This window comes from Bacteroides sp. AF29-11 (genome assembly GCF_003602895.1).
GTDB classification, from domain to species: domain Bacteria; phylum Bacteroidota; class Bacteroidia; order Bacteroidales; family Bacteroidaceae; genus Bacteroides; species Bacteroides uniformis.
Map to the genome: position 1 here is coordinate 1 of NZ_QTLY01000025.1, position 2786 is coordinate 2786.

The 2786-nt window shown below is 41.6% G+C and carries 2 protein-coding genes; both read right to left on the minus strand.

Going from position 1 to position 2786, the window contains the following annotated elements:
* Positions 1-159 precede the first annotated feature (159 nt).
* Complete coding sequence (locus DWZ03_RS19805; RefSeq protein ID WP_007572070.1) at positions 160-1263, minus strand: plasmid recombination protein; 1104 nt, start codon at positions 1261-1263, stop codon at positions 160-162.
* A 619-nt stretch (positions 1264-1882) separates the two neighbouring features.
* Positions 1883-2473 carry a hypothetical protein gene (locus DWZ03_RS19820; protein WP_008670455.1) on the minus strand — a complete coding sequence of 197 codons (591 nt, stop codon included), beginning with the start codon at positions 2471-2473 and terminating at the stop codon, positions 1883-1885.
* Between the last annotated feature and the right edge of the window lie 313 nt (positions 2474-2786).

Here is a 2786-nt window from a genome sequence, read left to right on the forward strand (position 1 = left end):
CCACCCGTCCCGACGAGCGCCCACACCATAAACTTTTTTTCGAATAAGCACACAACCGTTTTTCGAACCCTGCAAAATTTCTTCCGAACCCGAACGGCGTAACACTCCATTGAGTGAAGCTGCCGTTTGGTCGCTCCCCCTTTGGGGGCGGGGGGGGGGTTACATACCCATGCCGAAACCTCTGCTTCTGGTGATTTGCTTGAGTAGGTCTTTCCCCTCTTCCATAGCTTTTGATATGTTTGGGAAATGATGCCTTAAAGCCTCCAGTTGTTCGGAATTGAACAAGTCTTTCATCTTACCAAGTTCTTTTTTCAATTCCTTGGTTTCGGTCTTTAGTTCTTGGTTCTCCGTTCTTAGTCGGTTACTGGTTGTCCTTGCATTGTCCATTTGCTGTCTATAATACTCCTTGTCGTTCTCGGCTTTGAATACCTTTGTGCCGTTTCGCTCTTTTTCAAGTATAGCCTTTCCCAGTCTATCGGATAGCTGTTCATTTTCCCCCTCTAAAGCCTTTATTTTGGCTTTTAAGGCATCTTTTTCCCTATCGTTAACCGTTTTCCCTATCAAGCCGTAAAACTTCTCTGAAGCCTTAGAAATGAGTTTTTGGACGTTTTTCTTTGTTTCAATGGAACGTAGTTCTTTCTGAAGCTGAAGAAGCTGGTTTTGCACGTCCTTGTGCTTGTCTAACGCACTGGATATATCGTTGGATAGTTCCTGAAGCTGTTCTTTCGCACATTCGGTCTTGTACTGCATAGCCGATAAGTGTTTGCGATCAGAAGAAACACCACGTTCCATGCCCAGTGCTTCAGATGCTATGGTTTGGAGTTCTGCCATGTCATCACGCGATAAACGCACACTCTTCCCGTTCGGCTGCGTCCAATCGAAAACTACATGGGCGTGAAGGTTAGGTGTCCATTGCTTTGCGTTCATGTATCCTTCGTCCTTGTGTATATGGATTTGAAACGCTTCAATACCGAAACGTTCCTTGCAGACCGCAGCGAATTGCTGGAGTTCCTGCATGGTGGTTTCTTGCTTGATTACTATTACCCCCTCCCGTATGGGTGCTGCTTTAGTCTGCATCTTCTGCCCAACCGTATCGAAATATCTCTGTTTTGCACTCTCCAGCCGATGGGAGATGCTATCTCCAACCCAGCTTTCATTCAAATGACTAAGTTCCGGACGAACATAGTCCAACTCTTTTTCCCTAAAGTTGTGAATCTCGCTCCCCGGCTTCACTGCTTGTACATGAATACTTGTTGCTCCCATAAGTTAACATTTTTGTGACAATCGATAACAGCCGGTGACAGCCGGCTGACAGGGGGTTAAGGGGGCTTGTCCCCTTACACACGTACCCTTTAGGGTGCTAGTGTGCTATCACCATACTGCATAGGTGCGAAGTTAGTGAATGTTTTGTAAATGCACAAATAAAGGGGAAAACATTTGGATTTGCGACAATAAAGTACTACCTTTGTTGCTGACCAAACGGTAGCTGACCGATACGGGAGAGTTACCAAAATACAAGCCGCTGGAGTTAATTGACGGACATCCGACATCCCCAGCGGCTTTATTTTTGCCTATCTGCTTCGTCTAGGCATACCAGTACCTCTACTAAAAATGTACTTCAAAGATACTTATTTTCTACCGACTTGATAGTTTTTACCCCATATTCTTGGACATTTTTCCCCCATGAGGTTATCTTTGTAGGGTGAAAGAGAAACCCATAAACGGGGATAGATTGAATGCTGGGAAGCATAAACAATCGGGGTAAGGTTAGCGAACCTTGCCTTTCATCCCCCATTATAACTTTACATAGAGGAACTTTATCTATCCCCCCCCCCGCCCCCAAAGGGGGAGCGACCAAACGGCAGCTTCACTCAATGGAGTGTTACAGTTCATCAAAACCAAGTGATAACTGTCGTTTCTCTGCTTCTTCTTTCTTTTGGGCAGCTAAAGTCTTTTTCCGAACGTATGTTTTTGTAAATGAAACCCTATCCCCATTAAAGACAATCAACGGATTAATGAACCAATTATATTCGTTTGGACCTCTTGCTATGATTTCACTTTGTACGAGCTCTGCCAATCCTTTGTATATGGCTTTGTCTGATTTGTATTGGGTGTATTCTAAGCATTTTCGCCTATCGAAAATTATCATATCATTCTTAGGCTTCATGCAAGTTAGAATATACCCGAAAACCCGAATAGCTGATTGTGATAGATTGAAAAAAGCGGCAAAATTCGCAAGGTATAGTTTTGCAAATTGCTCTTCATCTACTTCTATTTGTCGGATAAACGAGGTTTTGAATACTTCTCCTGTATCTGTATCAGCAACAGCAACTACAGCTTTTTTATCACTTCCCGTACTACTTTTGTATTTCTTAACAACGTGATTTTCAATCCCTTCAATTGCTTGTTTCATAAAGGGGTTTTCTTCGTTTTTTTGAAAATCGGTTAATTTGAGTACTTTCTTATTTTCCATAAACATTCTATTTAGGCAAATTTGACTTTCTATATATCGGTGAAAAAGTATAATTTGATTTTCCACAAAGGAATATTTAAATTTCCATTAATACAATAAAAAAGCAAAATATATTTTCCTTTTTAACATCTAATAGGAAAGAGTGACTTTCTAATATGGAAAATCTGATTTTCCAATATGGAAAATACCCTATATTGAGTATCAACTACTTAACTTATTCTATTTCTTAAGTTCTTATTATACCCTAAAAACGGCATATAATCAACTACTTAAAAAATCATCGGTCGGGGAGCGCCCAGCGGCAAGGGGCGGG

Excerpts from the sequence above, each read along its gene's own strand:
- DWZ03_RS19805 (WP_007572070.1), bottom strand. The coding sequence starts at position 1,263 with ATGGGAGCAACAAGTATTCATGTACAAGCAGTGAAGCCGGGGAGCGAG.
- DWZ03_RS19820 (WP_008670455.1), bottom strand. The coding sequence starts at position 2,473 with ATGGAAAATAAGAAAGTACTCAAATTAACCGATTTTCAAAAAAACGAA.